Below are 26,144 nucleotides of genomic sequence, written 5' to 3'. Positions count from 1 at the left end.
CTATGACCATGTTTATTCTGGTAGTAATGAGGTTTGTTGGAAGGAGAGCCTGCCTTACCAGTTAACAAGAATAATAACGGTAGTTGCAGGAGTACTGCGTTATGCTGTTTAACGCTTTTATCTTTGTCTTCACCCTTCTTTTCTCTGTCGTTTCCCATGCAGATAATGACTGTAACAAGTCCGATGCCGACTGCGCCAGCAGCAATGACGGGGCCTACAACTACTGGATCAAAATCAAACGACTCTACCCAATCGAGATGGGACAGTGGGGTGGTGAAGAAATTGCCAGTGGCGCTACTGAAGCCGCTACCGATGGTCGACTGTTCTGCCTGATTGCCTACCAGGAAAACCGGAGTGGGGCAAAAAACCGTCAGCTGAATGATTTCCAGGTGCGCTTTGATGGTCCCAGGCGAAATGGGCAGTACGTGCTTGAAAACAGTTCCAGTGCCACACTGCCCGTTACCTTGACCCTTCTGGGTGCTGATGGCGATGCCCAGAATGGTTTTTCTGATGACCTGCTAAATACTCCTTTCAATTTTACGGCCAGTCAGCAACATCAGCAGTGCAGAAATAATGAGTATATTCTGCGAGCTGAAATTAAACGCTCGGATATTCTCAACAATGCCTTTACTAACCGGTTTGAAAGCCGGTTTACCTTAATTATTGAACGTTCCAACCCTCAGCTCACCGTTGAAGTTGAATTTACCGTTTCTATTGAACTGGTGCCTATGGTTCAGATTTCCGGCCTGGAAGATATGGCTATTAGCCACAGCGCTGGCAACAATGTCAATCAGAGGCAGACCTTCTGTGTCTATGGCTTTGGCACTACCAACTTCAAAATTCGTAGTGAAAGTAAATACGGCAGTGGTCAGTTTTTGCTTTCCAATGGCAATGAAAAAATTGAGTATGGCTTAGCTGTTGGCAAAGCGGACAACAATGGTCAGGGCAGTATGAAAACTCTGGCTGAAGGTGGCAACTATGTGACACACGCCTCATGGAAAGCGGCTGATTCCACCTCCTGCGATAATGGTAATTCTGAGAATATGCAGCTGAATATCACGATTCAAGATATCGAGATTACCGGCAAGCCTGCGGGTGTTTATCAGGACACCGCTTATCTGATGGTAGCTCCCGGTTAATCAACTTCAATAGATTAATTTTCAATCCCGTGATGCCTTGCCAAAAGCATTCGGTTTTCCACCATTGCCACTTTATGAATATTAATATGCAATACATTATCGTTCGGTCACTACTACTCAAGACGGGTCTTAATGGCAAGGCAAGCCCTTAATAAAATCTACTTTGTGTTCGCCAGTGTCCTTTGCGTGACCTCCCTGTGCCTACCAGTTACTACCCAAGCAAAGTTTGAGTTTCTTGATTATGAACTCCGAAAAACCGTTACTATTCCTTCTGGCAACAGTGTAGATATCACCTTTGATGTTCGCTTCCGCTCATACGCGATTGAAGGTCTGCAGAAGATATATCAGCGATACCGGTTTGCCATTTCAGATGATCGTATGTCCGGTAGAGGCAATACACTGCCCAGCCAACCCAATGGTAATTATGGTGAATACATTCAGAATACAATTCAGATATCTGGTACGCCACAGGGCATGTCACTTAAGCTGGGTAGATGGTCTACTCAGGCTGCACCTGACAGTGACATAACAACATTAACGTTTACCCTGACACTCAAGACCAGTGGCTTGAAAAAGTTATTCGATAATAAAGAAAATCTGGAGTTTTATCTGGTGGGTCAGGATACCCAGACACCTGAGTATCACTGGCTTTCAATTCCCGTGACGATTTCACTGGCCAAACCGGGTCAGGCCAAGATATCCAAACTGGAAGATATGATTCTCCCCGCTAATAATGCCTCTGCCACTATCTATCCCTGCATCTACAGCAGTTCAGGTAAAGCCAGTGTCCTGTTTGATGCCAGGAATACGGTAAAAGGAGAAGAGTACTACCTCACGGACAGCACTCAGGCATACAGTATTCCTTATAAAGTTGATATCCGCTTCCTGAATAAAAACGGTAAAGAGCAGGATAGTTTCAATATAGCCAAAGAGGGAGAAAAAGAGACAGAGCCCTATAAAATAAGTGGTAAGGAAGGAAACTGTCTTGATACCAAGTTTGGCTATAACTCCACCATTACCATAGAAGCAGATCAGTCCTCTGTGAACAAAGCGCCTTCGGGTATCTTTAGTGATGTCATGACGGTTGTAATCACTCCCAAATAACCCCCCCCTGGTTCAAACCAGGGCTGATTAGCATACAGAGAATACCTCTGATAACTTTAGGCAAGAGCCACTATTATCCACTCGGGAGCACACAGGAATAAGTAATATTATTACGGCTAGACACACCCTTTATTCTAATAAGGTGCTGCTCAGAGTTAAGAGAACTGACTATTTTATAATCATTAGAAACCCTGCTTAATCCTACCATTATCCTCTTCTTATAAATCCATATTAAAACAATGAATTCTATCTTAGCACCGCTCAGGGTCTGGCTTGCCGTATCACTGTTATGGCTCCCTGGCATCACAAAAGCAGCTTTCTTTTTCGACCGGGATATTGAATATATAGACGTCAACCTTGATGAGGTCGGCAATAACTTCAATCGCAATATTACCGTTCGATTTAAAACAGTTTGTGAGCTGAGTGGCTGTAACCCCGTGGGCAGAGGTCAGGACTACCGCTTTGGTGTTTCCAGTCAGGATGAAGGTGAAGGAAGAGGAAAACCGTCTCTCAACCGGGATGGACTTTCTACTTTTTTGAGGCGGGTACGTTTTCAATCGGAGACCGGCAGAAAGTACACCATCTATAGCAATGGCTGGAATAACTGGTCATCGCTTTTTGAAGCCCCTGAAAAAGTGGCCAGAGAGAGAACCATTACTTTCGAGTTACGGCTGAAGAAGAGCGGGCTCACTAATTTAAAACCAGGTCAGTACCGAAGTGTGTATCTGATTGGTCTTGATGATGAACAGACTCAATATCACGATACTCTGGAAATTCGTATTCGGAAGAAAGCAAACCGAACCGCGAAAATCAGTAACCTGAAGGATGTTTCCCTCTCTCAGGGTTCTACGGGTAACTATGACGCCAGAACCATGTCGTTCTGTGTTTATGTCTCTGATGGTGGCAAGTATCTGCTTAGAGCTAATGGTGGCCATACAGACCATAACAACGAATTTAATCTAAGCCAGGGCAGCAGACGGTTACCTTACCAGATCGATTTTCGATCAAACCGGGCCTCCTGGCAGACCGGAATTAAGCCAGGAGCGGGTGTTACCGGAACTGGCAGCAATAAAGAGAACTGTGGCGGTAAAGATAATGCTGAAGTGAGGGTAACGTTGAAAAAGCAGCCCTCTGATGGAGGCCGTTATCAGGATACCGTGACCTTGACAGTTACCCCGTCATAAGTCGCTCCCTGATCATCTATCAGGGAGCTCTTATCGAGCAGCAAATGGCTGGTAATTAGAGAGAGAACTTCTGTGTTTCCTCAAACTCGCCATCAAACAGGCCATATTGGATGAACCCTTTGCCTTTAGCTGCGCCTTCCGGCAAAGGCATTTCCCAGCTTTCACCGGCATAGATACGGGTACCGTCGCTTAGATCAGTACAGCTTTCTTCTTTGCTGCTGGTGCAATATTTTCCATTGCGAAGCACCACATTGATGTTGCCACTGTTAGTAAACGTCATCTTGCCATTATTCAATTTACCGACCACTTTATACTCAGGATTCTGAGGGCGTACAAAAACCAGAGCCTGATAAGCTACCAGCAATTTAATTGCAGTTTTCTTAGCCTCCAGATCACCCACCACTGGCCGGAAGGTTACCCGATAAACCAGCTCTTTCTCTTTAGGGGTTTCCAGACTCACCAGGCGCACGGTTTTACGACCACTGGGTGGAATAATGGCTTTTCCTGGCGTAGCCAGTAATTTGATTTCGTTGGGATCTGTGATCCGAATACGCTCTTCTTTCTCTGTACCCGGATTGACTACCTTGTAGACCTCGGTTTGAAGGTAAAGGTTTTCTTTATCCGGGTTGGAGACCACAACATCCTGCCGCGGCAGCTGGTCTGGCTTGAAGTAGACGATCATACGATCAAGAGACATGGTTGCCAGCGCTTGTGAGCTGGCGATAAGAGTCGCCAGCAGGCAGGCTCCACTGGCAATGCGTTTCATGAACATATAATGGTAATTCCGGTTTGCCCTGGACCAAATCACTGAGTTGCTATTGAGCGCTTGAGACGACAGGGGATGAACACTGTTTCCCCTATTCTATTGTCCAGAGAAATAATCTCAAATGGGTTTTTCTGTCAGTATATCCAAAACCCACTGATTACTCTGCATGAATCACTCTGCATGAATTAGAAGGGTCGCTGGCTGCTTTGAACCCTGAAAACCCGCTACCGGCTGGGCAATCAATTTTCGGGTACTGTTGCGACAGTCTTTTTCAACGCCAAATGCCGCTGATGGCCGTTCAGTAATCCAGATTTCCCGTTCAGGCTCAGTCACTTTCAGATCAACACCCCGGGTGCCATTGGCTGCAAGGCTGAACTGGGAGAGGCCACGACCAGATATACAAAGGGATACCGGGCGGTCAAAGCTCAGAGTTTTCGTTGGGATAATCACCGGATTACCTTCTTCATCGGTTGCGTTTTCATCCACAATGGCAACCTGCGACTGCAAAGAAGGGTATACAACCAGCGTGATTGAAAATGAGCCTGTGGAGGTATTTCCCAGTTTACCCTGAGTGGCCGCCTGAGCTTCTGTCAACGAAGTGACGGCAAAGATACCGGATAGAAAAAGTGCGCCAATTCCCTGACGTAAAGGTGGTGTCCATTCCATGATGTTACTGCCTTACTGCTACATCCTGTTTTCAGTATAGGCAGTGTGCAACGGATAATTTTTACCTTACGTCTTGGCAGATTTCCTTACATCGGGAGTAAGCTTCTGGTTTACCCATAAAAAATTAAAGGATCAGCTCTTCTTCTTCCAGAGACTCTGAAGGTTCAAGGTTCAGCTCCTTGATCTTACGGGTCAGTGTATTTCGTCCCCAACCCAGTAGCTCTGCAGCATCCTTCTTTCGTCCGCCGGTATAAGCCAGGGCTGACTCAATAACAATCGTTTCAAAGGCTGGTACAGCCTGATCCAGAATACCCACATGACCTGCGGCCAGCTCTCGATCACACCATTGCCGGAATAGCTGCTCCCAGCTACCGTAGCCGGCAACAGAGCCTTGATCTCTGTCGCTCTTCACCATTAACTCCGGGGGCAGGTCAGAAACCAGCACTTCCCGACCAGAAGCCATCACCGTCAGCCAACGGCAGGTGTTCTCCAGCTGACGAACATTTCCGGGCCAATCCAGAGAGCTGATATAGCTTGCTGTTTCTGGATGAAGAATTTTAGGCTCCACTTCTAGTTCTTTACCGGCCTTGTCCAGGAAAAAGCGTGCCAGCCTCGGAATATCTTCCCGCCGATCACTTAACCTCGGCAGGTGTACCCGGATAACGTTAAGGCGATGAAAGAGATCTTCACGAAACTTACCCTCTTCCACCAGCTTTTCCAGGTTCTGATGGGTTGCGGCAATGATTCGAACATCCGCTTTTACCGGTGTGTGCCCACCCACTCGGTAGAATTCACCATCGGCCAGAACTCGCAACAAACGGGTCTGGGTATCGGCCGGCATATCACCAATTTCGTCCAGAAACAGAGTGCCACCACCAGCCTGCTCAAAACGCCCGCGACGCAGTCCACCAGCACCGGTAAATGCGCCTTTTTCATGGCCAAACAGTTCTGATTCAATCAGGTCCCTGGGAATAGCCGCCATATTCAGTGCAATAAACGATCGCTCTGCCCGTGGGCTATGACGATGCAATGCTCTGGCCACCAGCTCCTTACCCGTTCCTGACTCCCCATTAATCAACACGGTAATATTGGAGTGTGAGAGCCTACCAATCGCCCGAAAAACTTCCTGCATGGCCGGTGCTTCGCCAATGATTTCCGTCGCCTGAACCTCTTCCGGAATGGGTGCTTCAGCCAGTTGCTGCTGCCGATGCTCCTGGCCACGTTTTACCAGGGCAACCGCTTCATCAATGTCAAAAGGTTTTGGCAGGTATTCAAAAGCACCGCTCTGATAGGAAGACACCGCGCTGTCCAAGTCTGAATGAGCAGTCATGATAATGACCGGCACATCCGGCTTTAACTCATGAACCGCTTTCAGTAATTCCAGACCATTCATGCCCGGCATTCGGACATCACTGATCAATACTTCCGGTTCGCTGTGCTCCAATGCAGCCAGTACTTTTTCTGGTGCATCAAACGATTGTGTTTCGATGCCTTCTGAATTCAGGGCCCGCTCCAGAACCCACCGTATCGCCTGGTCATCATCCACGATCCAGACTTTAGAATTCAAACTCATACTTCACTCCTGTGATGTTTCCATCGAAAGCGGCCCATTAGAAAGGGGCAAATAGACATGGAATATGGTTTCGCCGGACTTGCTTTCACACTCAACCAGTCCCTGATGTAAGCTGATTATCGACTGAGCCATCGGTAACCCAAGCCCGGTTCCGTCGGCACGACCACTGATCATGGGGTAGAAGATGTTCTCAATCAGCTCTGGTGGAATGCCTGGCCCGTTATCAATAATGGATAAGTGGCAAACCAGCCGCCGTCGCTGGGTACCAATAGTAAACTGTCGTGCAATACGGGTACGAAGGGTAATCAAACCCTCAGAACGGGGCATGGCCTGATCAATAGCCTGCATGGCATTACGCACCAGATTCAGAATAGCCTGAATCATGCGCTCAAAATCCCCCGGAATATCAGGAATGCTTGGGTCGTAATCCCGTTTGAGCCTGAGCTCTCCACCGGTTTCTGCATTGATCAGCTGCATGACTCTTTCAAGCACTTCATGAATATTCAGGGCTTCCATCTTCGGTGGCTGAAGTGGGCCCAGCATTTGATCCACCAGATCCCGCAGTCGATCAGCCTCCTGAATAATAATCTCAGTGAATTCTTTCAGACCTTTATCGTCCAGTTCTCTGGCCAAAAGCTGGGCTGCTCCACGAATGCCTCCCAGGGGGTTTTTTACTTCATGCGCCAGACCACGCACCAGAATTCTGGAGGTTTCCTGCTTGGCTATTAACGACTCTTCACGTGTAATTTTCTGAACCCGGTCACGTGGATTAATCTCCAGCAATAGCTTTGCATCACCACAGTCGATAGGAGAGATGCTGTAATCCACATTAACCATCTCACCATTGATGGGAAAGTCTGTCTCTCGTCGGGTAAATTGCTGATACTGACTCAAACTTCGATCAAGGTCGGTCCTTAAGAGCTCCTCACTGATTAAAGAGACAATTGACAGATTCATGATCCGTTTCAAACTGGTATCCAGCAATGTTTCTGCCGCTGGGTTCAGAGTCAGTACGCTGAAATCCTGATCGAGTACGATGATGGCCGTATTTAGGTTATCCAGAATTATGTTTTGCATCGTTCCTGCTTCAGGGACTATCTCAACTAAAGAGTCGGGCATAAGCGGTATCATGGTCAGTGTTTGTTATTTTTGTGCATTCTGAATGAACGTTGGCATTGGCTATCGTCGATGCAAAAATCAAACCACCCTTTACGGGAAGTGAAGATAGTGTGAGTAACTAGGCTGTTCAGCCTCTATTGGCATTCCTTCAGGCTTCTTGGAGAACAGCATTACCCTCTACCATATAGTGCTCTTTAAAAATCAACAGGCTGTAACGCACCATAATAGTGCCAACAGGAAATCAGAGCATCCATTTTATCGTTCAATCAGAAACTGGCGAAAAACAGTTGTTCGCGAGAGAGCAAAAACATCAGCAATATCAACCAGTGACCGCGCCCTATTTTGGTGCAACCACTGAATAAAAAGAATGGCCATTTCGGGGGTGTTCTTAATTAGCCTGAAAACCGGGTAAGATGCCCTTCAGGGTTAAGGTGGGTTGATAGAAACAGCAGGTCGGTAAACAGTACGATGTACGTGAACCGTACTACTTGAAGACTGAACGACTTTTCTTCGGTTATCGACGATTTCTACCGTCAGAGTATGGGTTCCACGATCCACATTAGTCAGGTCGAAGCTGAGCTTTCGTTTTGACTCCCCAACCATATCACCATCCAGTAAAAGGCGAACTCTGTGGCCTGCGAGAATCCTTGGTTCGGTCATCACTTTTACTGTGAAGTTACCCTGATCTCTTACTGTGGAGTCATTCGCAGGCTCAATAATTTCGAGGCGGGAATACAGATTCTTACTTTCGCCTTCCTCTCCCTGCAGAGAAGAACCTGATCTTCCGGCGGGAATTGGAGACATCGGGGTGATCGGACGGAGTTGAACTTCTTCACTGGGCTCATCAACCGGACGAGTATCCGTAAAGATGACATTCCCATCTTTATCTACCGTTTTGTAGATGGCTGCCAAAGCCAGATCGGTAACAACTAAAGGCAGAATAACCACCAGGAAAGACTGAACCATTGCCTTTTTTATATTCATGCGCCTCTTGCTCCGGACAAAATCTTATACAGGCTTATATCGCATTTATTTGTTGTTAGCTTAATGGCAGTGAACCGTATTGAACAGGGAAAGAAGCTACTGGCAATTGCTCCTCTGTAACCGCTCCTGCATTACTCTAACTCCTGCATCCATACAGTCGTGCATTGCCGGCATATAGCCCATCCCTGAACATATACTGGCAATTGCTCCTCGGTAACCGCTCCTGCGTTACTCTATCTCCTGCATCCATGCAGTCGTGCATTGCCAGCATACAGCCCATCCATGGGCATAAAAAAGCCAGAGTAAAAACTCTGGCTCGGGGATTACATCAAAACTGCATTTTCTGAAATATCTTATACCGACATTTTAGACTGAGTAGTACAGGTCAAACTCTACAGGGTGAGTGGTCTGGCTGACAGCGATACACTCTTCCTTCTTAAGTTCAATGTAAGCATCGATCATGTCGTCAGTGAATACACCACCGGCAGTCAGGAACTCGCGATCAGTATCCAGAGCAGCCAGGGCTTCTTCGAAGCTTTCGGAAACGGTTGGAATTTCAGCCGCTTCTTCTGGTGGCAGGTCGTAAAGATCCTTATCAGCAGCATCACCAGGATGGATCTTGTTCTTGATACCGTCCAGGCCCGCCATCATCAGTGCAGCAAAGGCCAGGTATGGGTTAGCTGTTGGGTCAGGGAAGCGTACTTCGACACGACGAGCCTTAGGGCTGTTCACATAAGGAATACGGATGGAAGCAGAACGGTTACGGGCAGAGTATGCCAGCATAACAGGTGCTTCAAAGCCTGGAATCAAACGCTTGTAGGAGTTAGTCGAAGCATTGGCAAAAGCATTGATCGCCTTGGCATGCTTGATCACACCACCAATGTAGTAAAGTGCTTCTTCAGACAGTCCAGCATACCCATCACCAGCGAACAGGTTTTCACCATTCTTGGACAGAGACATATGCACGTGCATGCCTGAACCATTGTCACCTACCAGAGGCTTAGGCATAAAGGTTGCCGTCTTGCCATAGGCATGGGCAACGTTATGAACCGCATATTTCAGAACCTGAACTTCGTCAGCTTTCTTCACCAGCGTGTTAAATTTAACACCGATTTCACACTGCCCAGCAGTGCCTACTTCATGGTGATGTACTTCAACTTCCAGACCCTGCGCTTCCATGGCATCACACATGGCAGCACGAAGATCGTGCAGAGAGTCTACTGGAGGAACCGGGAAGTAACCGCCTTTAACCTTTGGACGGTGACCGGTGTTGCCACCTTCAAACTTGGCATTGGAAGACCAGGCCGCTTCTTCAGAGTTCACTTCGTAAGAAGCGCCAGAAATATTAACACTCCACTTAACGTCATCAAAGACAAAGAACTCTGGCTCAGGACCAAAGAAAGCAGTGTCAGCAATACCGGTGGACTTAAGGTACTCTTCAGCACGTTTGGCAACAGAACGTGGATCACGCTCGTAACCCTGCATGGTAGAAGGCTCTACGATGTCACAACGAATATTGAGGGTAGATGCTTCAGTAAATGGATCGATGGTAGACGTGCTGTCGTCTGGCATCAGAATCATGTCGGATTCGTTAATACCTTTCCAGCCAGCGATGGAGGAACCGTCAAACATCTTGCCAACTTCGAAGAATTCTTCATCCAGTTCGCTGACAGGAATTGATACATGCTGCTCTTTACCTTTAGTGTCGGTAAAACGCATATCAACCCACTTAACATCATGTTCCTTAATCAGGCTAAGAGTCTTCGACATTTATTATTTCCTCCAGAGGACAAACACCGCGCTGGCAACCAGGCTCTGTTGACATAAGTTGTCTGGATCAGGCGGTTTACTGATCAATCTCTTTGCTTTCAGGTCTCATCAACGAGCAGCAGCTAAAGAAATACGCTTGCTGGAGCTATAGCAATTGCTATGCCACATTGTGCAATCCCGTCAGACGCATGGACAAAATTAGTGCTTTTTGGATAAAAGAATCTAAACAGGGCAAAAACGATCAAAAAAAGACCAAAAAACAATAAGATATCAGCCCCGTCAGCAAAATTATTGTTCACCCGATTAGTCTTCAAACCATTCGAAGCACTATTCACTTTCAGACTTACGCACCCGTAAAAGGCATGGCGCGATCAGGCCCGAAAGAGAAATACCCAATACAGTGCAAGAAGCAATTAAATCGCACCAAATCAGTGCATAAATTTTTCCAGGCACCATCTAACAAAATAACGGCAAACAGTGTACCGCCTTTGAAAAAGGATTTGCAGTTTTACTTACTTACCTAGAGGTATACACCAACAACACCATGCACTGACTCTTCCCCTAACTCTCTCCACGTACGTAATCAACCACCCCCTTCCAATACTGGAAGGGTGTCCAGAGAGCACGGTTCTTCGGTATAATGGAAGATTATGAATTGTTAAGATATTCACCTCACCTGCTCGGACTCTCCGCCCACAAGGTCTCCAAATTCCATGAAGTTCATCATCAAACTGTTTCCGGAAATCACCATTAAAAGTGCTCCGGTTCGCAAACGCTTTATTAAAATGCTGCGACGAAATATTCGCACCATTCTCAAACGCGTGGATGAGAATATTGATGTCTCAGGTGTATGGGATCACGTTGAAGTCACGACCGGCAGCAATGATGAGATACTGGTTGCAGAAGTGAGTGATCTGTTAAGCCACATTCCGGGGATTGCCTATTGGCTACAGGTTGCTGAACACAAGCTGATCAGCCTGGATGATATTCTGGAAAAAGCGGTGGAAGCCCATTCAGAAGCGCTGGCAGGTAAAACATTCTGCGTCCGTTGTAACCGAGCCGGCAAGCACGAGTTCCAATCAATTGAAGTGGAGCGCTTTGTTGGAGGCGGCCTTAATCAGCAGACAGAAGCCAGCGGGGTTAGCCTGAAAAACCCTGATGTTACCGTCCGTATTGATATCAAGAATGATCGATACTTTATGACCCAAAAGCGGGGAGAAGGCTTGGGAGGCTATCCACTGGGGTCTCAGGAACCGGTTCTGTCTCTGATTTCCGGTGGTTTTGACTCTACCGTTTCCAGTTTCCTAACGATGAAACGAGGTATTCGTACCCATTTCTGTTTCTTCAACCTGGGTGGACATGCTCATGAACTGGCTGTAAAAGAAGTCGCTTTCTACCTGTGGAACCGGTTCGGTGCTTCCCATCGAGTAAAATTTGTTACGGTCCCCTTTGAAGGCGTTGTAGAAGAAATTCTGACCAAGGTGGATAACTCTCAGATGGGGGTTATTCTGAAGCGGATGATGCTCAGGGCTGCTACCAAGGTGGCAGATGAAATGGAAATGGCCGCGCTGGTCACCGGTGAAGCCATTGGGCAGGTTTCCAGTCAGACCCTGCCCAACCTGGCAGTTATTGACTCTGTCACTGATGCACTGGTGCTGCGCCCTCTGATCACCATGGATAAACAGGCAATTGTTGATCTTTCCATAAAAATTGGCACGGAAGAGTTCGTCCGTAACATTCCGGAATACTGTGCGGTTATCTCCAAAAACCCGACAACCCGGGCCAAAGAAGAGAGAGTTGCTGCAGAAGAAGCTCGATTCAACTTTGAAGTGCTGGAAGAGGCCATTAGCAGCCGGAGAATGGTCTCTATCCACGACATCATTGCGGATGATCTGACTCGGGAAGAAATAGAGGTGGTCAGTGAGGTTCATCAGGGGGAAGTGATTGTCGATATTCGTCACCCAACCGAGGAAGAAATCAAACCTTTCTCCATGCCAGGGCGTGAAGTAATGACAATCCCATTCTATCAGTTACGGACTCGTTTTCCTGAGCTGGACAAGAGTTGCCACTACCTGCTCTACTGCGAAAAAGGGGTAATGAGTCAGCTGCATGCCATGCATCTTCGGGAAGAAGGGCATGAAAATGTCGGAGTATTCAACCCGAAACCAAAGCAGTAATTTTTTCACCACAAAGGCACTGAGACACAAAGCTTTCTCAACCAAAATTTGTCTTTGTGCCTTTGCGGTTCATAAAAGGAGTAAACACGGATGAAACTTGCCCTGATAGCTGCAGTGGCAGATAACAACGCGATCGGCATCAACAATAAAATGCCCTGGTATCTGCCCGGAGACCTTCGCTACTTCAAGGCAGTTACCATGGGTAAGCCCATTATTATGGGCCGCAAGACCTTTGACTCGCTGAAAAAACCGCTACCGGGAAGAACTAATATCGTCATTACCCGGGATAAAGACTGGCATCATGATGGTGTAAAAGTTGTACACTGTCTGGCTGACGCCATTGCCCTGGCTGAAGATATAGCCCTGATCAACGGTAATGAAGAAGTCATGGTGATTGGTGGCGAACAGATCTATCGTCTGGCCATTGAACAAGCCGACCGGCTCTACCTGACCCGGGTTTACCAAAGTTTTGACGGTGATGCCTTTTTCCCGGAAATCGCACAACAACAGTGGCGGGAAACCTCACGGGAAGACATTCAACCTGAACATGACCAGCCGCTGACTTACAGCTATCTGGTGCTCGATAGAGCCTGACTGTCATTTGCCTGATACTGCTCCCTGCCTGAGGAGCAGTCGCTTGTCCTGCCATGCCCCCCATCACAGGGAAGGTCCTACTCCACGTCCAAATGTGAAAAGTTGATTGTCTATAGTTAATTGAGAAGATATTCAGAAAGACTGCATTCTGCCAACCATATGTATTGGTAGCCAATGCATTATTTTCATTAATAATTTATTAAGCCAATACAATTTTTTGTATAAGGGTTGCCTTAGGGAATGAGGAATGCCCCGCATACTACCACCAGACCAGATCTCTCTGCACGGGGCAGGATACCCATTATCTGATCCTGACACAGATAAACACGCTACCGGCATCCTGAAAAATAAGGCTGTAATGTCCACCATTCAGGAAGTTGATCGTATTGAGTCAAAACACTGGCACAATAGGTTAATCACTTTTTGTAAAAATAAAATAAAACGACTCATTCACCCCCCTGCATCCATAAAAATCAGTGTACTGGTCGACGACCTCACTAAACACTGCCCAAAAGCCCCGCAAAAAGTACTTTCTGCATTAAAACTCCATACTGGTCGAGGCATCAAACTGCATCAGTCACAAGATGGTAAATTGGCTTTTACTGATGGAAAAGTTGCTATCAGTACGAAAACAATGGGGGCAGTGGTCAAATCCATAAAACAAAGTGGTGTAGAAACCGCTTATGAGTATTTGCGGAAAGGAAAAAAACTGCCTGAAGGCTACCTGCAACAAATAATTCTGCCACATATTCATGAGACAGTTCGTCATGCAATACAGTATGAAAAAACCTCTCAATTACCCGTAATACAGCAACAACTTCAGGGGCGACAACAATATCGGAAAAATCCTGAAGCATATATCAAAGAGTTATTTAAAAAAGTAGGAATAGAAGATGAAAGCTCATTCAACTTTGAGCGAATGCTTGAGCTTAAGAAAGAATTGAGGAACAACATCGCTCTATCTATTGAGGAGCAAGAGTCAGCCGTTCATGAAAAGGCCCAGAACCCAAATAATGCAACAGCCAACCATCGTTTACCTGAGCCGAAAAAGACAGGTCATTTTATAGAAAAAGATGACCGTAAACACATTCAAAAGCTTGCATCAGGAGAGCGCTTTTTCTCGAAGATACACCTTAAAGACATAGGAAACAGGATCAAGCGAACATTATTACGCAATAAAAGAAACCAGATCATCATTTTCTTTGGCCTTATTGCAGGAGCCATTCTCTCTGCGATTTTTCCGCCTGCAGGCCTGGCTATAGGTATTGCAGTTGCTGTTGGCCTGGCAACTGATATTGGCTATCTCACTTTCTGGTCTACCGGTACTGCGCTATGGCGTAGAGTTCGACTCATAAGAGGACTGAAACAGATAAAAAAATACGCGGATGTTGACTATACCAAATTTGATACAGAGGATATTAAAGAGGGAGATTCGGAAGAGGTCAAAGCCCATAAAAAAAGAATGAGAGCACTGGCCGACAAAAAAAGAAAAGATCTGGCACAAAAACTTCTCTACCGCTGTAAACATAAAACCTTTACCCAGATATACAATGCTTATGCTGAACTTGAGAAACAAGCAGAAAAGCTCAGAAAAATGGCTGAAGCTGACCAAAAGACACTTGCTGACTCTATTGCTTTTGAGAAAGAAAAGTCACTATACCGGGAACGAAGAAAAAAACTTAAATCAAACTTATTTTTCTTTGACAAACTCATTGAGAATGTAGTCATTAGCAGAGCCATTCTTGAAAACCGACATATAAAAGACCTGGAAGCACTCTGGAATGAAAAATTTGAAAAAATGAACCCTATAACAAGACAGGCTTTATTCAAGAAAATATCAAGAAACAAAAAATTAATTATTCATTCCCAGCAGATAAAAACAAGGGATGGAGAGTGGATGCATCATATCATCCCAAACTGGATGAATCAGAATAGGAAAACAGAAGACCAATCAACGGGTGATCAGTCAGCAATAGAAAAAACAAAGCTATCTACCGCATTTAAATCTGCAGGTGTTATGAAAGAGATGGCACAGGCATTTTTCTTTAAGCAGATAAAGAAAACGATTTTCGGCAATCTGGTTAATCTTTTTCAAACTGCCGCCAGAAGTGCTCGTACTACTGTTCATGTAACACCTGTTGCACCAAAGGTCACACTGGATAGCGGCCTGTGCTTCATAGTTTTCTTTTTAGCAGAAATTGCAGCAGACCATAAAAACACAAAAATTAATGAAAAAAGAATGGAAAAAATTGTAAATAAAGACCCCGGATATACAAGGCAGTTGTTTGGTAAACGACTAAGAACAGGCCGTGAAGAAATAGGAACACTGCGATCACTGGCAAAAGAGCAAGTTGAGCCGATGGTTGATCATATGTTCGAATCCATAAAATCAATGGAAAAAATAGGTGCTATTCTCGAAGATACAAAAAAACAAAGCAAAATACGTGGAAAAGGGCAATTTGGAACAATGAGCGATGAAGAGGCTGCAATTCTTATACTAAAACATGCGGCCTGGCAGCAGCTACTTGATAAAGAAATTAATGGTGCATTCAGCAATTTTCACAAAATTATTCAGGAAAAAGCTTCCGACAGGAATAATGATGTTGCTAAAACTCTGATTGCCAAAAGCAAATATACAGTCTCAGAACTGTCCGACTCACAGTCTCAAAAACATATACCGAATACAGTTCAACTGAGAGGAGTCAGCAACCAGCAGCAAGCCAGAGATTCATTTCAGCAACTTCAATCAGAGATTTTTTTACGAAACATCAGAGACAGAGCATCTGGTCAATTGATTAGCAAATTCCGCAAAGGAGAAATATCTGATGCCAGGGCTCTTCAGGAAATCGGAGCACTCAACAATTTAGATGAGTTACTTGCCTTGCAATTCTGGATCGACACGGCCCTCAAGGAAGGCAGTTATCAGCAGAACGAAGACACTCTTAAAAAGTTTTACCGGTTTATCAATTATATTATTACTAATAAATACAACAACCCCACACACCCTCAGCATCAGACTGGAAGTCAGAGACCTATTGATCCACTCTAAGCCCTGTTAACGTAGCCTCACCTTATCACCCCCCTCCACTCTACTTAAAGGTTACTCATCCACTGTCTTTTTCACACACTTATCATCACCCCCCCCTGTCAAACCAATTATGAAAAAGTGAGCAATTCGGAAAACAACAATACGAACCGGTAGTTATACCAACTTATAATCAACCGAACATCTATAGGAGAACTCTGCCTTATGCTTATACGTCGACTGTTCGGTGCACTGTTGATATCTTCTCTGGCTATGCCAGTAATCGCTGACAACACCCTGCTATTACCCGAAAAAACAAAGCTGCTGGTTCTTGATGGCAAGGATGCAGATAAGCTGAACGGTAAGAAAGACATTTCTCTCAGCAATGGTCGCCACCAATTGGTCTTTCAGCTTAAAACACTGGTGAGAGAAGGTGGTGACAGTAAGATGTTCTCATCAAGTCCTTACATCATGACGTTTGACCTTACTGGAGATCAGACGTTCACTATTAATTCTCCGAAGCTGAAAACAGCCCGAGATACTGACAAACTGTCACGATCTCCTGAAACACAGTTCTCAATTACTAACCAAAAAGGTCAGAGTGTTCCCTTTGAGTTTAGTGTCCTCAATAAATCGGGTCTTTTAATCGGAGTAGATACCGTTGAGGATATCCAGAAGTTTAACCTGTCTGAAAATCCCGCCGCGGTCAGGGAAATGGCAGGCACTGTTTATATTGCAACCCCACAGGGCATTTCCTACCAGGTTGCTCAACAGCCTCAGCCTTCTGTTATGACAGCACCTGCAATTGCTCAACCAATGAGTGAAAGCATGCTTCAGTACTGGTACAACCAGGCAGATGCGCCAACCAGGGAACGTTTCCTCAAGTGGGTTAGTGCCAGTAAATCTGGTACAAAAGAGTAACAGAGCCTAGGGGGTGTTACCAACTGGCCATCCAACCAGTTGGTCATACAAGCATTCAGGCAAGGCGAACGGCGCAGGACATGGTAGTTCCCTGTTCAAGACGTTCAACACGGCATGAGTGCTTGTATGACCAACCCGAAGGGCCACCCATTATTTGCACCATACCGTGTTGCTCACTGCTCATGTGGAACAACCACACTACGCAGCTCGCGCCTAGCCTGGTGCAAATAATGGGTGGCTGGTTGTATGTCCAGTTGGTAACACCCCCTAAGCTATTCTGGTTAGATAACCGGCATTTGTGAAAGGACTCACGCTGCCTAGAGGGCGAGAAGAAGGAAGGATTCTGAGTATGAAGAAAAACTACGACTTAAAGAAAGTAAAGAAACAGGCGGTAATCGGCTGGATGATTGCCGCTTCAGGCTTTGCAGCTCAACTCACACTTGAGACTCTACTATGGCATGAAGATCGGCCGGATATGGCCAAATTTATTATTTTGATACCTTTTGTCTTAGGCGGCTTTATCTTCGCACATGCCATCTTCACCATATTTACGGGAAAAGAACAACATCCCCTACATCATAAAGGGGAGGACTGGAGTCAAACGTACCAGTCCAACATGCTCAAGCTCCGGAAGCAAATAAAGTTATTTGCTCTTATTCTGGTTACTGGTATCAGCCTCTTTGCCCTTTTCATTATTACCCATGAACCCATGTTTTCAGCGGGCTTTATCATTATATTTCTGGATATTATCTGGCTTTCCTACTGCTATCAAAAATTGGCCCGTTGCCCAGCATGCCAGTACATGCCAATGGAGAAATCGGGTTCTCAATATCGCGTTACCCTTGACCTGAGTCAGTGTCCTCACTGTGGCGCAACATTAAGTGACAAATAGTATTAGCTTATTTTTTTCATAAGTACCTTTGACTGTCTCTTGGGATTATATTTTGCCCTGAGTTCTTCTGGTAAGTCATCATAAGCAACTTCAGCAAACTCTCGCTCAATAAACCAGTGCGCAGTCTGCGTTGTCATAACGTAGACTTCGTTCATCCCTTTTTCTTTTGCAAGCTCTTCAATATGCGCGAGCAAGCGATCTCCGCGCTGAGCCTGACGATATTCAGGGTGAACCACAACACAGGCCAGTTCTGCCCTGCTTACCCCGTTTTCACAATAAGGATGAAGCGCGGCACAGCCAATGATCATACCATCCAGTAAGACAACGCTGAACAGCCGTATTTCTCGCTCCAGCTCCTTTCTGGAACGACGACGAAGGATACCTTTTTCTTCAAAAGGGCGGATGAGCTCAAGAATCCCACCAACATCTTCAATGGTGGCACCACGAACCTCTTCATAGTGATCTCTGGAAATCAACGTTCCGGCACCGTCGCGGGTAAACAGCTCCATGAGCAGTGAGCCATCATCCTGATAACTGATAATCTGTGCGCGCTCGATACCTTCTGAACAAGCCTTAACAGCTGACGAAAGAAGCCTTCTGGATTCACCAACCTGCGACTCAAGCTCCTTACTGCCTTCATGGGGAGAGATTCGGTTGATCAAATTTCCCTGATGATCAAAAACTCCCTGCTGCGCACCATAAAGTATCAACTTTTCAGCTCCCAGACTTATTGCGGTTCTGGTTGCCACTTCCTCTACTTCAATATTGAAAATCTCACCGGTTGGCGAAAGGCCAAGACATGAGAGCAATACCACATAGCCACTGTCCAACAGATGATCAATGGCCTGACTGTCCACTTTTCGGACTTCTCCAGTGTGCTGGAAATCAATACCATCAAGAACGCCCAAAGGCTTGGCTGTCACAAAGTTACCACTGACAACACGAATTCTGGCGCCATGCATCGGTGAGTTTACCAGTCCTACTGAGAGCCTTGACTCAATCAATGCCCTCATATTCCCTACCGCATCTTTAACACACTCAAGGCTCTGCCTATCAGTAATTCTTCGCTCATTATGGAGAGCGCCTTTATGAGCACTTTTATGAAGCGCTGTTTTAATGCCTCGCTCGCGTAAACGTTCATCAATCTGGGGGCGAGCACCGTGCACAAGTACCAGTCGGACACCAAGACTGCTCATCAAGGCAATATCACTGATGATATTGCTCAGATTTGGGTGTGCCAGTGTTTCACCACTGAGCATGATCACAAAGGTCTTACCCCTGTGAGCATGAATATAGGGTGATGACTGACGGAAAAACTTTACATACTTTTCAGAGCTGTCTGCTGAATTATCATTTTTGTTCACGCAAGCCACACTTTTTCTCAATTTTAAGTAGCCTTTAAGCTGAGTTGATATTCAGACCCAAACCATACAAAAACCAGTTCCAAAACCCGGTTTCATGATAAGCAGTACTGCCTGATCAAAGACTTCAAGATACCAATCATTGGATTAATCCGGTCATGAGACAGATACTCATCCGGCTGATGGGCCTGATCAATATCACCCGGCCCCAGTACCACCGTATCCATACCCAGTCGGCTAAAGAACGGTGCCTCTGTACCAAATGCAACACTTTCTGCCTGGTGTCCCGTCAGCTTCTCACAGGCAGCGACCAACTCCGAGTTCTCCTGACTGGAAAAAGCCTCAATAGCTGGCGTGATAGACTCAAGGGAAATCGCAACCTGATCCGCTTCAGCAATAGGTTTTAGCCTCTGCCGAATCTGCTGGCGCAATTGCTCACTGTCCATTCCCGGCAACAGTCGAATATCAAAGTCCAGCTGACACTGCCCACAGATCCGATTAGGATTGTCCCCACCATGAATACATCCCAGGTTCAATGTAGGAACTGGAATAGTAAACCCATGGTTCTGATAGCGTTCTGCCAACTCTGCACGGAACTGCATCAAATCAGTAATCACCTTGTGAGCCGTTTCCATGGCATTCCGCCCAAGTGACGGATTACTTGAATGGCCAGATTGCCCCAGAATCTGGATACGTTCCATCATGATGCCTTTGTGCATATGAATAGGCCGCATTCCGGTAGGTTCTCCAACCACGGCATATCGCGCTTTTGGCTGCCCAAGCTCTGCCAGTGCCCGGGCACCGTTCATAGACGACTCTTCATCCGCGGTAGCCAGAATGATCAGCGGTGCTTTCAATGGTGCTTGTAAAAACTCTCGAACGGCTTCCATAACCAGGGCAAAGAAGCCTTTCATGTCACAGACGCCAAGACCATAAAATCGATTGTTGCGCTCTTCCAGGGCAAAAGGAGAGCTTTTCCAGAGGCTTTCATCATAAGGCACAGTATCTGTGTGGCCAGCAAACACCAACCCTCCCGGACCACTTCCCAGTGTCGCTATCAGGTTTGCTTTGTGAGGGGCATGAGGCAGGGGTTGAATCTCACACTGGAACCCCATTACCTCAAACCAGGCTGCCAACTCATTGATAACTGGCAGGTTGCTCATATCCAGATCAGGAAGAGTTGAGCTGACAGAAGGTATTTCTATCAATCTTGAAAGTGCGTGCTGAAATGTTGGCTGACTCATAGCCCTGATTATCACCTTCTGGTAGAGGAGGGAGTATTACGAGAATAGACTCCTGATGATGATAAACAGGGCCAGCCCAAGAAACCAAGTCTATTTAGCCAAAAATTAACTTGAGACAGTGAAAGAAGACAATTGCCAGAAGAGCTCCAGCAGGCAGGGTAATAAGCCAGGACATGAAAATAGTGCTGATAACTCGAAGATTAAGGGCTCCAATACCCCTGGCAAGCCCAACACCAAGCACGGCACCAACCAGCGTATGGGTCGTAGAAATAGGTAACCCGGTACCCGATGCCATCACGACCGTAGACGCGGCAGCCAGTTCTGCAGCAAAGCCTCTGCTGGGCGTAAGCTCGGTGATATGGGAACCAATCGTCGCCATAACCTTGTAGCCCCAGGTTGCAAGCCCTACGACAATACCAACAGCACCAAGTAACAGAACCCAGGCAGGAACTGTTGATTTTCCAACAATCTCACCACCGCTGTGAACAACGCTGACCACAGCAGCCAGTGGCCCAACAGCATTGGCAACATCATTCGAGCCATGGGCAAAAGCCATGGAACAGGCAGTAAAGATCATCATCACCCCAAAAACCTTCTCCACACTGGAGAAGTGGAATGATTTATCCGCCTGAACATCTTCCTTGATTTTTGAAAGAGCCATCTGGCCAATGAACATGATCAATAAGCCAATAACAAGGGAAAGTACCAGACTCTCAGTGAAGTCCAATGGCATCCCGATGTGTTTAAGGCCTTTGATGAGCGTTACCATCGACATCATGAAACCAACAAGGAACATGTAGAGAGGCATATAACGCTTGGCATTCCTGAATGGGTTTTCTGTATCCAAAATAAGCTTCTGGACGCTTACAAAGATCAGAAATGCAAAAAGGCCAGACATTAATGGCGACACCACCCAACTGGCCACAATGGTTGCGACCTTTCCCCAGCTGACAGCATCAGGAGAAATACCGACTGCGGCAAAACCAACGATGGCACCAACAATAGAGTGTGTCGTGGAAACTGGCCAGCCATAGTGAGTGGCCACCAGCAACCAGGTTCCTGCAGCCAGCAAGGAGGCAAGCATACCGTAAACAAGAAGGTTAGGGTTCTCCACCAGAAGGGGCATGGAGGGATCAATGATCCCTTTTCGAATGGTTTCGGTAACAGATCCCCCCGCAAGGTAGGCACCGGTGAATTCGAGAAGAATAGCGATCAAAATCGCCTGCTTAACGGTAAGGGCACCCGACCCAACGGATGTACCCATGGCATTGGCAACATCGTTGGCACCGACTCCCCAGGCCATAAAGAATCCAAACAGGCAGGCCAGAATCAAAAAAACTGTGCCATATTCAGCGATAATACTCATCAGTCTGCTTCCGGTTCAGTTAACGGGCCAGCAACAATTGGAGATGACTACCAACACGGGAAGCTCGATCCGCCAGATCACCCACCCAGTCAATGATTTTGTAAAGAAACATGACTTCAACCGGTGGTAACTTTTGCTCAAGGCCAAATAACATGCGACGTATCTTCACCTGATCTTTGTCCGTCTCACTCTCAATGTTATCCAACTCTTCCACCATTTTTACCACCAGATCAACTTCACGGCCCTGAAAGCCCGTTTCCAGAAGCTCATCCAGCTCATGAATGGCTTTTAATGCCTGTGCCGATGAGGCAATTGACCGGCGCACGTAAGTAATGAAAGCTTCATGCATAGACTCAGGAATAACCATCTTGCGCCCAACCATAAGCCCGGCAATATCCTTCGCCCGGTTAGCCACTTTATCCTGAACCGTCACAATCTCCAGCAGGTCGGTCCGGGGAACTGGAAGAAACAGACTCTTGGGCAGAGAAAGACGAATACTGCGCTTGATCGCATCAGCATCATGTTCCAGTTTGATAATTTTCTGCTGCAGTTCATAGGCAGACTCCCAATCTTCGGCGAACACTGCCTGAAAAAAAGGGTCCAGCTCTGATGCACACTTGTGAACAGTGGTAATATGCTTCTGTATAGGTCCTATGGGTGAGCGACCAAAAACGCTCGCCAGTATGTTGCTGGTAGGCATTCTTCAAATCCATCCCGATTGAACGCCTGAGTATAGAATGTTGATCCAATTCCTGCACAAATGCACATAGCCATGACAAACAGAGCTCTACCTGCTTTAAGGCCTGACATCTTGATTTTTATATCATTTTTGCCCAATTTGTATCTTTTTCCAGCCAGTACTGACGGACAAGATAATGAGCCATGAAACTGAGCTAAAGCTCTCTCTGCCTGAACAACAGGTAGAGAATCTCAAACACCACCCATTCTGGCAGGAGTATGCGGGAAAGCCACCGGAAACCTTCCACCTTGGGAATACCTACTTTGACACTGCAGATCTGAGGCTCAATAAAGCCAAAGTTGCTCTTCGGATCCGTGAGCTTAACGGGCAATTTATCCAAACGCTTAAAACGAAAGGGGAAAGTATTAACGGCCTGACCCGACGAGGAGAGTGGGAGTGGCCACTGACTTCCCATAAACTCGATGGGCAGTTACTACTCCCTGTATGGCCTGAAGCACTTAAGGATGTGACCATCGGAGATCTGCACCCCCTATTCACCACAGACTTTTATCGAACCCGCTGGCTTCTGCAATGGCAAGAGCCCTGTGCAAAAGTCGAGGCGGCTCTTGATCGTGGGTCAGTAAGAGCAGGAGATCACTCAAGCCCTATTTGTGAGCTGGAGCTTGAGTTAATTGAAGGGGATGAATCAGCACTGGTGGCCATAGCTTCAGAATTACAGAACTTCTTTGAGCTAACCCCGTCTGACCAGAGCAAGGCTGAAAAAGGGTTCAAATTGATATCAGCTTAAAGCATTCAGCAGGGCGAACCATTGCAAAATAAAGAATATTTATGTCCGGAATGAGAGGGCAATCTACAATTTCAAAACCCTGGCCCTGTTTTTCTGGCTGAACACCAAGAACAGAGAATAGTTGCATAAGCTACTCTCCTTCATTGATTTTTGAATCTGCCCCTCCTGGTTAATGGGAATTTATTATGAAAATAATATTTATCCACGGCAATGGTGGCTGCACTGCCGACATGAACTGGTATGCCTCAGCTGATCAGCGCCTGCGGGAAAACGGCTTTAATGTGATAAGGGAAACACTACCTGATAATGACATCGCTCATGAAAACATTTGGATTCCCTATATACGAGATACTCTTGGGGCGGACCAGAACAGTATTTTGATTGGACACTCATCCGGGGCCATTGCCGCTTTACGCTATGCTGAAGAGTACCCTATAAAAGGCAGTACTCTGGTTAGCCCGTACCATACCCATCTGAACCTGGAAGATGAAAAAGCCGGGGGCTGGTTTGACCGTCCATGGAATTGGCGAAGGATCTCGGCAAACCAAGACTGGATTATTCAATTTTCTTCTGTTGATGATCCATGGATCCCTATAGAAGAAGCTCAGTACATCCACGCAAAGCTTGATACAGAGTACTTTGAGTTCACTGACCGCGGGCACTTTCTCCAAACTGATATTGATGACTTTCCCGAACTAATAACAGCTCTTATAGAAAAGTCAGTATAGGGTTATCAGGGGTTACCAACTGACCATCTAACCAGTTAATAACGCCCCCCTATTTAGGAGACAGACTACTGCCCTCCCCTGTAAACAAGCTCTCTTTTCCTGAAAGCATAAATCCATTTGTCCCACCGCCGAAAAACAAGAGAGAATAGATAGATTCCAATTCTGCAGCTTCCAACGGTATTCCAAGTGAGCAATGTGAAAGCAAGTGGCCTGCAACACAGGGAACAAATGCTGGATCTGGCAATGGTCGTTTCTGACCTGGTCAGAACTCTTCATCTCGATCAAGCAACTGCTGATGATATCCTTAGCAGCCCACGCACACCCGAGCAGGTTCGTTTACATCCTCTGGAATACCTCGCCAGCCTAGAGCTGAAAGACTTGAGTCGTAAAGGAAAAAAGCTGGACATTGAATATCTGTGCCAGTGGCTGGCAGGCCTTGCTGAGCAGAGTTATTTTCACATCGACCCATTGAAAATTGATGTTACAGCCATCACGCCAATCATGTCTCACGCCTATGCCATACGTCATGAGATTCTTGCTGTTGAAGTCACCAATTCCGAAATTGTTGTGGCTTCTGCGCAGCCATGGCATCGAGCTTGGGAAGACAATCTGCGTCATGTCAGCCGCAAAAATATCAGACGGGTCGTTGCCAACCCCACGGATATCCGTCGTTATACCATTGAGTTTTACCGTCTGGCCCAATCGGTGATGGGGGCCAGCTCTGACTCAGGCATCACTTCGGCCTCTCTCAATAACTTTGAGCAGATGCTTGAACTGGGGAATATGAAAGCCCCGGATGCCAACGATCAACACATCGTCAATATTGTTGACTGGCTGCTTCAATATGCCTTCGAGCAAAGAGCCAGCGATATTCATATTGAGCCCCGAAGAGAGCAGTGTAACCTCCGCTTCCGTATCGACGGGGTATTGCACTCGATCTACCAAATGCCCGCAAAGGTTGCCGCAGCGGTCACCAGCCGACTGAAGATTCTCGGTCGCATGAACGTTGCCGAGAAGCGCAAACCCCAGGATGGACGCCTTAAAACCCGCAACGCGGACGGTTATGAAATTGAGTTACGCTTATCCACTTTGCCTACCGCCTTTGGCGAAAAGTTGGTGATGCGTATTTTTGACCCTGAAGTTCTGGTGAAGTCATTCAGTGACCTTGGCTTTTCCAGGGAAGACGAAAGGCGCTGGAACGTAATGTCGACACAACCAAATGGTATTATTCTGGTCACTGGCCCAACCGGTTCCGGTAAAACAACAACACTCTATTCAACTCTTAGGCAGCTGGCCACCGATCAGGTGAATGTCTGCACCATCGAAGACCCAATTGAGATGGTTGAGCCCTCGTTCAACCAAATGCAGGTACAACACAATATAGATTTGACCTTTGCATCAGGCCTTCGTGCACTGTTAAGACAGGACCCTGACATTATCATGGTTGGTGAGATTCGTGACCTGGAAACAGCCGAGATGGCTATTCAAGCAGCACTCACCGGACACTTGGTAATCTCGACACTACACACCAATGATGCGCCCTCTGCCTTAACACGTTTGCTGGAACTTGGTGTTCCCCCTTATCTGATCAAAAACACCGTACTTGGCGTCATGGCACAACGCCTTGTCAGAACACTGTGCCCTAATTGCAAAGAAAAAACGCCACTGGATACCAGTGGCTGGAAAGCATTAACCAAACCCTGGTCAGCATCAGCACCTGCAGAAGTCTATCGACCTGTGGGCTGTCTGGATTGCCGAGAGACCGGATATCGTGGACGCGCAGGTCTGTATGAGATTTTAACCATGAGTGATCAGGTCAAAGGCCTGATTAATGAAAGTCCTGATATTTCGCTGCTCAGCCGACAATGTATCAAGGAAGGAATGTATAGCCTCAGACTTTCGGGAGCACAGAAAGTTGCCAATGGAACGACAACAATAGAAGAGGTTATGCGGGTAACTCCTGAGTGAGCACTACTTGATAGCCTGAGTTCTCTTGGTTACTCTCAAGGAATGGATTACTAAATAATAACAAACCATAAAGCAG

22 protein-coding genes are annotated in these 26,144 nt (G+C 46.5%); 11 read left to right on the top strand and 11 right to left on the bottom strand.

What is annotated here, in order from left to right; translation table 11 throughout:
• Window positions 1–101: 101 nt before the first annotated feature.
• The 3 genes from GV64_RS04065 (at window position 102) to GV64_RS04055 (ending at window position 3,427) form a co-directional block, all read left to right on the top strand.
• Window positions 102–1,139 (top strand): hypothetical protein, encoded by a 1,038-nt coding sequence (locus GV64_RS04065; protein ID WP_020584195.1) that lies wholly within the window; start codon window positions 102–104, stop codon window positions 1,137–1,139.
• 132 nt (window positions 1,140–1,271) lie between these two features.
• Window positions 1,272–2,243: a hypothetical protein gene (locus tag GV64_RS04060; protein WP_020584196.1), complete on the top strand. Its 972-nt coding sequence runs from the start codon at window positions 1,272–1,274 to the stop codon at window positions 2,241–2,243.
• A gap of 239 nt (window positions 2,244–2,482) precedes the next feature.
• On the top strand, window positions 2,483–3,427 hold the full coding sequence (locus GV64_RS04055) for a Csu type fimbrial protein (RefSeq protein ID WP_020584197.1): 945 nt from the start codon (window positions 2,483–2,485) through the stop codon (window positions 3,425–3,427).
• A 55-nt stretch (window positions 3,428–3,482) separates the two neighbouring features.
• Here the strand turns inward: GV64_RS04055 and GV64_RS04050 are convergent, their stop codons facing one another.
• From GV64_RS04050 to glnA, 6 genes are all read right to left on the bottom strand, one after another.
• Window positions 3,483–4,199 (bottom strand): fimbrial biogenesis chaperone, encoded by a 717-nt coding sequence (locus GV64_RS04050; protein WP_020584198.1) that lies wholly within the window; start codon window positions 4,197–4,199, stop codon window positions 3,483–3,485.
• A gap of 165 nt (window positions 4,200–4,364) precedes the next feature.
• Complete coding sequence (locus GV64_RS04045; protein ID WP_020584199.1) at window positions 4,365–4,859, bottom strand: hypothetical protein; 495 nt, start codon at window positions 4,857–4,859, stop codon at window positions 4,365–4,367.
• A 124-nt stretch (window positions 4,860–4,983) separates the two neighbouring features.
• Window positions 4,984–6,432, bottom strand: coding sequence for a nitrogen regulation protein NR(I) (gene glnG, locus GV64_RS04040; protein ID WP_020584200.1), 1,449 nt, complete (start codon window positions 6,430–6,432; stop codon window positions 4,984–4,986).
• A gap of 3 nt (window positions 6,433–6,435) precedes the next feature.
• Window positions 6,436–7,509 (bottom strand): nitrogen regulation protein NR(II), encoded by a 1,074-nt coding sequence (glnL, locus tag GV64_RS04035; protein WP_020584201.1) that lies wholly within the window; start codon window positions 7,507–7,509, stop codon window positions 6,436–6,438.
• A gap of 468 nt (window positions 7,510–7,977) precedes the next feature.
• The gene (locus GV64_RS04030) at window positions 7,978–8,535 is read right to left on the bottom strand and encodes a DUF4124 domain-containing protein (RefSeq protein ID WP_020584203.1); all 558 of its coding nucleotides are present in this window, start codon (window positions 8,533–8,535) and stop codon (window positions 7,978–7,980) included.
• Window positions 8,536–8,901: 366 nt separating this feature from the next.
• A complete protein-coding gene (glnA, locus tag GV64_RS04025) occupies window positions 8,902–10,305 on the bottom strand; it encodes a glutamate--ammonia ligase (protein ID WP_020584204.1) in 1,404 nt (467 codons plus the stop codon).
• A gap of 713 nt (window positions 10,306–11,018) precedes the next feature.
• Between glnA and thiI the strand changes: the two genes are divergently transcribed.
• From thiI to GV64_RS04005, 4 genes are all read left to right on the top strand, one after another.
• Window positions 11,019–12,482 (top strand): tRNA uracil 4-sulfurtransferase ThiI, encoded by a 1,464-nt coding sequence (gene thiI / locus GV64_RS04020; protein ID WP_020584205.1) that lies wholly within the window; start codon window positions 11,019–11,021, stop codon window positions 12,480–12,482.
• 90 nt (window positions 12,483–12,572) lie between these two features.
• Window positions 12,573–13,076, top strand: coding sequence for a dihydrofolate reductase (locus GV64_RS04015; RefSeq protein ID WP_020584206.1), 504 nt, complete (start codon window positions 12,573–12,575; stop codon window positions 13,074–13,076).
• Window positions 13,077–13,434: 358 nt separating this feature from the next.
• Entirely contained in the window at window positions 13,435–16,125 is a 2,691-nt protein-coding gene (locus GV64_RS04010; RefSeq protein ID WP_160171762.1) for a hypothetical protein, read from the top strand.
• Window positions 16,126–16,326: 201 nt separating this feature from the next.
• Complete coding sequence (locus GV64_RS04005) at window positions 16,327–17,022, top strand: YccT family protein (RefSeq protein ID WP_020584208.1); 696 nt, start codon at window positions 16,327–16,329, stop codon at window positions 17,020–17,022.
• 55 nt (window positions 17,023–17,077) lie between these two features.
• Here the strand turns inward: GV64_RS04005 and GV64_RS26055 are convergent, their stop codons facing one another.
• A complete protein-coding gene (locus GV64_RS26055) occupies window positions 17,078–17,206 on the bottom strand; it encodes a hypothetical protein (protein WP_269078653.1) in 129 nt (42 codons plus the stop codon).
• A gap of 165 nt (window positions 17,207–17,371) precedes the next feature.
• Between GV64_RS26055 and GV64_RS04000 the strand changes: the two genes are divergently transcribed.
• On the top strand, window positions 17,372–17,914 hold the full coding sequence (locus GV64_RS04000; protein WP_020584209.1) for a hypothetical protein: 543 nt from the start codon (window positions 17,372–17,374) through the stop codon (window positions 17,912–17,914).
• 2 nt (window positions 17,915–17,916) lie between these two features.
• Here GV64_RS04000 and argA read toward each other — a convergent pair whose 3' ends face one another.
• The 4 genes from argA to GV64_RS03980 all read right to left on the bottom strand — a co-directional run bounded on the left by argA (window position 17,917) and on the right by GV64_RS03980 (window position 22,585).
• Window positions 17,917–19,278: an amino-acid N-acetyltransferase gene (argA, locus tag GV64_RS03995; RefSeq protein ID WP_020584210.1), complete on the bottom strand. Its 1,362-nt coding sequence runs from the start codon at window positions 19,276–19,278 to the stop codon at window positions 17,917–17,919.
• Window positions 19,279–19,370: 92 nt separating this feature from the next.
• Window positions 19,371–20,519 (bottom strand): acetylornithine deacetylase, encoded by a 1,149-nt coding sequence (gene argE, locus GV64_RS03990; RefSeq protein WP_020584211.1) that lies wholly within the window; start codon window positions 20,517–20,519, stop codon window positions 19,371–19,373.
• Between the two features lie 94 nt (window positions 20,520–20,613).
• Window positions 20,614–21,885: an inorganic phosphate transporter gene (locus GV64_RS03985; RefSeq protein WP_034844020.1), complete on the bottom strand. Its 1,272-nt coding sequence runs from the start codon at window positions 21,883–21,885 to the stop codon at window positions 20,614–20,616.
• A 19-nt stretch (window positions 21,886–21,904) separates the two neighbouring features.
• Window positions 21,905–22,585 (bottom strand): TIGR00153 family protein, encoded by a 681-nt coding sequence (locus tag GV64_RS03980; RefSeq protein ID WP_020584213.1) that lies wholly within the window; start codon window positions 22,583–22,585, stop codon window positions 21,905–21,907.
• A gap of 175 nt (window positions 22,586–22,760) precedes the next feature.
• Here GV64_RS03980 and GV64_RS03975 point away from each other — a divergent pair, with 175 nt between their 5' ends.
• The 3 genes from GV64_RS03975 (at window position 22,761) to GV64_RS03965 (ending at window position 26,068) form a co-directional block, all read left to right on the top strand.
• On the top strand, window positions 22,761–23,372 hold the full coding sequence (locus GV64_RS03975; RefSeq protein ID WP_020584214.1) for a CYTH domain-containing protein: 612 nt from the start codon (window positions 22,761–22,763) through the stop codon (window positions 23,370–23,372).
• Window positions 23,373–23,557: 185 nt separating this feature from the next.
• Window positions 23,558–24,100 carry an RBBP9/YdeN family alpha/beta hydrolase gene (locus GV64_RS03970; protein WP_020584216.1) on the top strand — a complete coding sequence of 181 codons (543 nt, stop codon included), beginning with the start codon at window positions 23,558–23,560 and terminating at the stop codon, window positions 24,098–24,100.
• Between the two features lie 228 nt (window positions 24,101–24,328).
• Complete coding sequence (locus GV64_RS03965; RefSeq protein WP_020584217.1) at window positions 24,329–26,068, top strand: GspE/PulE family protein; 1,740 nt, start codon at window positions 24,329–24,331, stop codon at window positions 26,066–26,068.
• Window positions 26,069–26,144: the final 76 nt, after the last annotated feature.

It is taken from the genome of Endozoicomonas elysicola (genome assembly GCF_000710775.1).
Classification (GTDB): domain Bacteria; phylum Pseudomonadota; class Gammaproteobacteria; order Pseudomonadales; family Endozoicomonadaceae; genus Endozoicomonas; species Endozoicomonas elysicola.
Note: the sequence above shows the minus strand (reverse complement) of the source record. Positions and strands in the feature narration are given on the sequence as shown.

Bases quoted from the DNA above. Each gene is read 5' to 3' on its own strand.
- GV64_RS04065 (WP_020584195.1), top strand. From the start codon at position 102: ATGCTGTTTAACGCTTTTATCTTTGTCTTCACCCTTCTTTTCTCTGTC.
- GV64_RS04060 (WP_020584196.1), top strand. From the start codon at position 1,272: ATGGCAAGGCAAGCCCTTAATAAAATCTACTTTGTGTTCGCCAGTGTC.
- GV64_RS04055 (WP_020584197.1), top strand. From the start codon at position 2,483: ATGAATTCTATCTTAGCACCGCTCAGGGTCTGGCTTGCCGTATCACTG.
- GV64_RS04050 (WP_020584198.1), bottom strand. From the start codon at position 4,199: ATGTTCATGAAACGCATTGCCAGTGGAGCCTGCCTGCTGGCGACTCTT.
- GV64_RS04045 (WP_020584199.1), bottom strand. From the start codon at position 4,859: ATGGAATGGACACCACCTTTACGTCAGGGAATTGGCGCACTTTTTCTA.
- glnG (WP_020584200.1), bottom strand. From the start codon at position 6,432: ATGAGTTTGAATTCTAAAGTCTGGATCGTGGATGATGACCAGGCGATA.
- glnL (WP_020584201.1), bottom strand. From the start codon at position 7,509: ATGCAAAACATAATTCTGGATAACCTAAATACGGCCATCATCGTACTC.
- GV64_RS04030 (WP_020584203.1), bottom strand. From the start codon at position 8,535: ATGAATATAAAAAAGGCAATGGTTCAGTCTTTCCTGGTGGTTATTCTG.
- glnA (WP_020584204.1), bottom strand. From the start codon at position 10,305: ATGTCGAAGACTCTTAGCCTGATTAAGGAACATGATGTTAAGTGGGTT.
- thiI (WP_020584205.1), top strand. From the start codon at position 11,019: ATGAAGTTCATCATCAAACTGTTTCCGGAAATCACCATTAAAAGTGCT.
- GV64_RS04015 (WP_020584206.1), top strand. From the start codon at position 12,573: ATGAAACTTGCCCTGATAGCTGCAGTGGCAGATAACAACGCGATCGGC.
- GV64_RS04010 (WP_160171762.1), top strand. From the start codon at position 13,435: ATGTCCACCATTCAGGAAGTTGATCGTATTGAGTCAAAACACTGGCAC.
- GV64_RS04005 (WP_020584208.1), top strand. From the start codon at position 16,327: ATGCTTATACGTCGACTGTTCGGTGCACTGTTGATATCTTCTCTGGCT.
- GV64_RS26055 (WP_269078653.1), bottom strand. From the start codon at position 17,206: ATGAGCAGTGAGCAACACGGTATGGTGCAAATAATGGGTGGCCCTTCG.
- GV64_RS04000 (WP_020584209.1), top strand. From the start codon at position 17,372: ATGAAGAAAAACTACGACTTAAAGAAAGTAAAGAAACAGGCGGTAATC.
- argE (WP_020584211.1), bottom strand. From the start codon at position 20,519: ATGAGTCAGCCAACATTTCAGCACGCACTTTCAAGATTGATAGAAATA.
- GV64_RS03985 (WP_034844020.1), bottom strand. From the start codon at position 21,885: ATGAGTATTATCGCTGAATATGGCACAGTTTTTTTGATTCTGGCCTGC.
- GV64_RS03980 (WP_020584213.1), bottom strand. From the start codon at position 22,585: ATGCCTACCAGCAACATACTGGCGAGCGTTTTTGGTCGCTCACCCATA.
- GV64_RS03975 (WP_020584214.1), top strand. From the start codon at position 22,761: ATGAGCCATGAAACTGAGCTAAAGCTCTCTCTGCCTGAACAACAGGTA.
- GV64_RS03970 (WP_020584216.1), top strand. From the start codon at position 23,558: ATGAAAATAATATTTATCCACGGCAATGGTGGCTGCACTGCCGACATG.
- GV64_RS03965 (WP_020584217.1), top strand. From the start codon at position 24,329: ATGCTGGATCTGGCAATGGTCGTTTCTGACCTGGTCAGAACTCTTCAT.